The sequence below is a fragment of the Streptomyces murinus genome, assembly GCF_002154555.1.
Taxonomy (GTDB): Bacteria; Actinomycetota; Actinomycetes; order Streptomycetales; family Streptomycetaceae; genus Streptomyces; species Streptomyces murinus.
Genome location: NZ_MUNF01000529.1, coordinates 1 through 5,732, shown reverse-complemented (window position 1 = coordinate 5,732; position 5,732 = coordinate 1). Strand labels below are relative to the sequence as shown.

Here is a 5,732-nt window from a genome sequence, read left to right as displayed (position 1 = left end):
CGGCGGCGCCGTGGCCGCGGGCGACGAGCGTGCATACAGGCACCGCGCGCCGAACTCCCCGACCGCATCGCCGGACTGCTGGAGCGGCTGAGGTCGGCCGACCGGGAGAACCAGCGGCTGCGGCAGGCCGCCACGCGCATACGCGCCGCCGAACTGGCGGGCAGGGCACGGGACTCGGGCGGAGTCCTGGTGGTCACCGCGACCACGGACGACGGCACGGACGGCGCCAGGACCCTGGCCGTCACCGTCCGCGACCTGCTTCCCGCGGAGCGCCCTGGAGTCGTGGTCATCGGCACGGCCTCCGGCGGCAGGGCGAACCTGGTGGCCGCTGTCAACGCGTCCGCCAAGGCGTCGGGGCTGCACGCGGCGCGGCTGGTCAAGCGGCTCCTGAACGGCAAGGGCGGCGGATCGGCCCAACTGGCCCAGGGCGGCGGTATGTCCGCGGACCGTCTGCAAGACGTCCTGGAGGCCGTGCCGACAACTCTCTCCGAGCGCTGATGACTTGCGGCTGGCCTCCGTTCGGGCGAAAGAGTCGACCAACGCGACAACCCCACCTCGGGTAAGGGGAGTTATCACCACATGACTGTTACCGTTCAGGTCGACACGACCCGCCCCGTGGCCACCCTCATCAACGTCTTCACGGTCTCCCCCGACCGGCAGTACGAGCTGATCGAGTTGCTCGCCCGCGCCACGGAGGAGACGATGAAGCGCCAACCCGGCTTCGTGTGCGCCAACTTCCACGCCTCCCTCGACGGGGAACGCGTGATCAACTACGCCCAGTGGGAGACCGAGGAGCACTACCGGGCGATGCTCGAGAACATCGAGGCCCGCGTCCACATGGACCAGGCGGCGAAGATCGCGACAGACGTGCAACCACGGCTTTTCTCGGTCGAGTCGGTCCATCCGCGCGACTGAACTCGATGACGGACTGGCACCGGGGTGCCTCGCCCGAGCGGATCCGCTGGCTTCCGGTCTCAGAACGGGCGACAGCCCGCAACCGTGGTCGGCGCGGGCTGTACGCCGCTGCCGTCGAGCCCGCTCAGCTTCCCTGGAGCGGCTGGAGAAGGATCAGTGACGCCAGCTTGGGGAAGGTCTCCGCGAGGTCGCTCTTCGCCTCGCCTGACAGTGCGTTGAACTGGGCCACGATCTCCTGGACCGTTTCTCGGAGCTTGGCCGGGTCGGGCGCTTCGTCCCCGATGGGGTGGAGGCTCCTGACCTTCTCGATGATCGACTGGACGAACGCCTTCGCCTCCGGTTTGAGGGAATCGATCTTTTCCTTGATGAGGTTCCGGAGCTCCACGGCTTTCTCGTACAGTTTGGGCGACTTCTCCTTGAGCGCGGCGAGCAGCTCGTCCTCGTTGTTGAATTGCTGGATCTTCGAAGCCAGATCCTTGAGAACGCTCTTGTCCTCATCGGTCAGCTCCAGGAAGAAAGCGGTCACCTCCGAGGGGAGGACATTGGCGAGCGCGGCCGGGAGGCTCCCCTCGGTTCCCTCAAGCGACACAAGACTCAGGATCGGCTCGTCCAGCGCCTCCACATCGGCCAGCACCGGGGGAAGAGAAGCCTCTGTCCCGGAGGCCGGCAGCACGGTGTACGACGGCCGAGGCGCCGCGTGGGCTATCGCCACGGGTCCGACGGCGGAGAGCGCCACGGCGGTCACAGCTCCCAGCGTGAGGGAGTTTCTGACCGCAAAGGCGACGGGATTCCTGCGCATGCTGTGCTCCATTCCATGTCGGCGCCGCACCCCCGGTACGGTGCGAATTCCGTTGGCGTTTCCGCATTGCCGAAAATCGGCACCCCCGCGAGAGGAGAGTTACACGGGCGAAGCGACACTGCAGGGAGATGGGGCCGAATGGAGGGACACGGGGTTCAACTCGACAGGATCGGTCGGAGTGGCTCGGGGGTGCGTTTGACGGCGTGGCTGACGATGGCCGTCTCGACGTGGGTGATGCCGAGGCCGACCAAGTCCCGGGAAAGGAAGCCGTAGAGGGCTGTCAGGTCCGGGAAGTACGCGGCCGCGTGCAGGTTGGAGGGTCCCGAGGTCGCGAACGCGCCGTGCACCGCGGGGTGGTCGGCCAGGGCCTGGCCGGCGGTGGCCAGATGGTCGGGGGCCACATGCAGCAGGAGCTTGGCCTCGATGGGCAGCCCGAGGCGGCACGGATCGACCAGGACCTGGGTGACCAGCCGGCCCTGGGCGGTCAGCCGGGTGAGGCGGCGGCGCACCGTGCTCTCCGGGTGGCCGGTGCGCGCGGCCAGGGTCGCCGAGGTCAGGCGCGCGTCCGGGGTGAGGGCGTCGAGGAGCGACTGTTCCAGGGCATCGGTGTCGACGCCGTACGGGCCCGAGGGGTCCGAAGCGGTCGCCCCGGGGGCCGGTTCGGGCGGGGCCAGCGCGGCGCGTTCCGTCTCGGTCAGCACGTGGTGGCGCCATTCGGAGGTGAGCCGGAAGACGTGCAGGATCGTGGCACTCTCCAGGGACGTCACCGCCTGGGTGGAGGGCAGTTGGCGGAAGACCAGCGGGTCGCGTGAACCCGGCTCGGTGCGGGCGACGGCGAAGATCTCGTCGCCCGCGGTGGTGACGTCGATGAACGGGATGTCCTCGCGCGCCGCGAGCGCGGCCACGATGGTGTCGAGTCTCCCCCGCAGGACCCGGATGCGCAGGAACAGGGCCCCGGCCGCGCCGCCGTCGCGCGGTCGCGCGACCGGCGAGATCACCACACGCACGGTGCCGTCGGCGCCGAGCGCGTGCAGTCGGCGGCGCACGGTGACGGGGCTGAGCCCCAGCACGCGGGCCGCCCGCTCCGCGGTGATGCGGCCGTCCCACTGAAGGACGGCCACCAGCCGCTGATCGGTGTGGCTCAGTACGGAATCCGCCGACGCGCGTGCCATGGCGGCAAGTTTCGCCCATTCCGGCGCTGTGCGGAGCCCGATTCGGGGAATTCACGCCGAGCATGGACGGCATCTCCCGAGATCGGCGAATTCACCCATGGAGGTCCATGTGCCCGCATTGCAGCAACGGAGAGAAGTACGCTTCGCCAGCGGCGACACCGCGTGTTCCGCCTGGCACTATCCGGGGTCCAACGGCGGCTGCGTGATCATGGCCGGGGGAACCTCGGTGACGAAGGAACCGGCCACGGATCAGTTCGCGGCGAGGTTCCACGAGGCCGGTTTCGCGGTCCTCGCCTTCGACCACAGGCGGTTCGGGGCGAGCGGTGGCACGCCGCGCCAGATCGTCCGCTTCGACGAGCAGATCGCCGACTGGCACGCCGCGATCGAGTGCGCGGCCACGCTGCCCGACGTCGACCCGGACCGGATCGCGCTGTGGGGCTTCTCCCTCGCGGGCGGCCATGTCTTCCGGGTCGCGGCCGACCACCTGCGACTGGCCTGCGCGATCGCGCAGACCCCGCTGGTCGACGGTCGCGCGGTCGCTCCCCACGCGCTGCGCTCCATGACGCCCGGCGCGGCGCTCCGCCTGTTCGGCCGAGGTGTCGCGGACGCGCTCGGGGGCCTGGTCGGACGGCCGCCGCTGCTGGTCCCGACCGCCGGGGCGCGCGGCTCGGTCGCCTCGCTCACCACGCCCGACGCCCTGGACGGTGACCGGGCGCTGGATCCCGGCCGTCGCCACACCGGCTGGGAGCAGACGGTCGCCGCGCGGATCGTGCTGCGGCTCGGCGGGTACCGGCCCGGCCGCCATGCCTCCCGCATCCGTTGCCCGCTGCTGGTGGTCGTCTGCGACCAGGACCGGAGCGCGCTTCCCGCGCCCGCGGTCCGGGCGGCCGGGGAAGCGCCGGCGGCCGAGGTGGTTCATCTGACGGGCCGCCATTACGCCCCGTTCCTGGAGTCGCACGAACAGGCCGTCGCCGCGGAGCTCTCGTTCCTGGAGAAGCATCTGGCTCCGCGGGTTCCCTGACACGCCGGTACCGCCGCCCCCGTGGGGTGCGGCGGTACCGGCATGCCTCGGGCCGGGCCTACGGGGCCATTTCGTACGACCCGGACAGCGCCTCCACCTGCTGCCAGACCCGGGCCGTGCGGTCCTGGTCGGTGACGGGGCGGCGGATCGCGTCGAGGGCCCAGGCGCGCTGTTCCTCGGTTGCCGAGTCCTTGCCGTGCAGTTCGACGGCCTGTGCGGAGAAGTCCCGTACGAGGACGGCGAAGAGTTCGTCGAGCACGTCCGTGTCCAGCCCGGTCAGGGCGGCCTGCTCCAGGACGAGCTGACCGTGCACGACGAGGGCGAAGAGCTGGCCGACCGCGAGGACGAGGTCGAGGTCGCGGCTCTGCTCGGCGTCGGGAGCGGCGGTGGCGACGAACGTGCAGAGCGCGTCGGCCTGTTCGCGCAAGCGGCGCACGTTGGGCAGGTGCGCGTACGTGTCGAAGGCGGGCCGCCAGTCGTGGAAGCGCACCGAGCCCAGGCCGCGGGCGGGGCCCTGCCGGAACAGGAAGTCGTCGTTCTTCGCGTCGTGGCGGGTCGGTACGGCGGGGTAGTCGGCGGGGTCGAGGAGGTGGCTGCGCAGGAACTTGAGGATCAGCGCCAGGTTGACGTGGACCGTGCCCTCCAGCTTGGGCAGGCTGCGGATCTCCACGGCCGCCTGGGCGAAGTAGTTGTCCCTCTCGAAGCCCTTGGCGGCGATGACGTCCCACATCAGGTCGATGACCTTCTCTCCCTCCGTGGTCACCTTCATCTTCGTCATCGGGTTGAAGAGGAGGTAGCGGCGGTCGTCGGGGCCCGCGCTGCGGAAGTAGTCCACCGCGCGGTCGCTGAACGCCTTCATGCCGACCAGCCGGACGTACGCGTCGGTCAACTCGCGCCGTACGTGCGGGAAGTCGGTGACGGGGCGGCCGTAGAGGACGCGGTTGTGGGCGTGGGTGACGGCCTCGTACATCGCGTGCTCGCAGATGCCGATGGAGGCGGTGCACAGGTTGAACTTGCCGACGTTGACGGTGTTGAGGGCGGCGTCGAAGGCGGCGCGGCCCGTGTGCAGGACGTCCTCGGCGGCGACCGGGTACTCCTCCAGGCGGAACTCGCTGACGAACTTCGAGGAGTCGACGACGTTCTTGACCAGGTGGTAGGCGGGGTGGCGGCTGTCGGCGGCGAAGAAGACGTAGCCGTCGGGCCCTTCGACGTCGGTGCGGCGGCCGAAGACGGAGACGAGTCCGGCGGCGTTGCCGTTGCCGATGTAGTACTTGGAGCCGGTGGCCCGGAAGCCGCCGTCGGCCGCGGGTTCCAGCAGCATGTCCGTGGAGTAGATGTCGGCGCCGTGGGTCTTCTCGGAGAGGCCGAACGCGAACACCTCGCCCTCGTCGAGGAGTTCGGCGGCGCGGGCGCGGGCGTCGGCGTTGTCGCTCTGCCAGACCGGGCCGAGGCCGAGGATCGTGACCTGCCAGGCGTACCAGTAGTCCAGGCCGTAGAAGCCGAGGATCTCGTTGAGCGCCGCGATCCGGGCGGTGTCCCAGCGCTTGTCCGGCTCGCCCTGCCCGGCGGCGGACGACGGGGTGAGGAAGGTGGCGAACAGGTTCTCCTTCGCCGCGAAGGCGAGGAAGTCGCCGAGCCAGGCGCGGCTGCGGTAGTCCTCGATCAGCCGCCGCTTGCCGCGCTCCTCGAACCAGTCGACGGTGGCCCGCAGCAGGCGGCGCGTCTCGGGGTCGAAGTGCGCGGGGTAGTAGGTGCGCGGGTTGAGCAGCAGCTGGTCAGCCATGGGTGAGGGCGCCTTTCGGCTGGTGGGCGGGTGGGATTCGGG

The 5,732-nt window shown here is 70.4% G+C and carries 6 protein-coding genes; 3 read left to right on the top strand and 3 right to left on the bottom strand.

Annotated elements, in window-relative coordinates:
• The coding region (locus CCN72_RS28855) for a DHHA1 domain-containing protein (protein WP_244174515.1) at window positions 1-498 on the top strand (498 nt) is incomplete at its 5' end.
• A gap of 81 nt (window positions 499-579) precedes the next feature.
• Window positions 580-915, top strand: coding sequence for an antibiotic biosynthesis monooxygenase family protein (locus CCN72_RS28850; protein WP_086810863.1), 336 nt, complete (start codon window positions 580-582; stop codon window positions 913-915).
• A gap of 124 nt (window positions 916-1,039) precedes the next feature.
• Here CCN72_RS28850 and CCN72_RS28845 read toward each other — a convergent pair whose 3' ends face one another.
• Together CCN72_RS28845 and CCN72_RS41445 are read right to left on the bottom strand one after the other, a co-directional pair.
• Complete coding sequence (locus CCN72_RS28845) at window positions 1,040-1,714, bottom strand: hypothetical protein (RefSeq protein ID WP_158101431.1); 675 nt, start codon at window positions 1,712-1,714, stop codon at window positions 1,040-1,042.
• 155 nt (window positions 1,715-1,869) lie between these two features.
• Entirely contained in the window at window positions 1,870-2,886 is a 1,017-nt protein-coding gene (locus tag CCN72_RS41445) for an Lrp/AsnC family transcriptional regulator (RefSeq protein ID WP_086810860.1), read from the bottom strand.
• Window positions 2,887-3,112: 226 nt separating this feature from the next.
• On the opposite strand from CCN72_RS41445, the gene CCN72_RS28835 reads away from it, so the two are divergent.
• Complete coding sequence (locus CCN72_RS28835; protein WP_244174513.1) at window positions 3,113-3,907, top strand: alpha/beta hydrolase; 795 nt, start codon at window positions 3,113-3,115, stop codon at window positions 3,905-3,907.
• Between the two features lie 58 nt (window positions 3,908-3,965).
• On the opposite strand, the gene CCN72_RS28830 is transcribed toward CCN72_RS28835, so the two are convergent.
• Window positions 3,966-5,690, bottom strand: coding sequence for an acyl-CoA dehydrogenase family protein (locus tag CCN72_RS28830; protein WP_086810858.1), 1,725 nt, complete (start codon window positions 5,688-5,690; stop codon window positions 3,966-3,968).
• Between the last annotated feature and the right edge of the window lie 42 nt (window positions 5,691-5,732).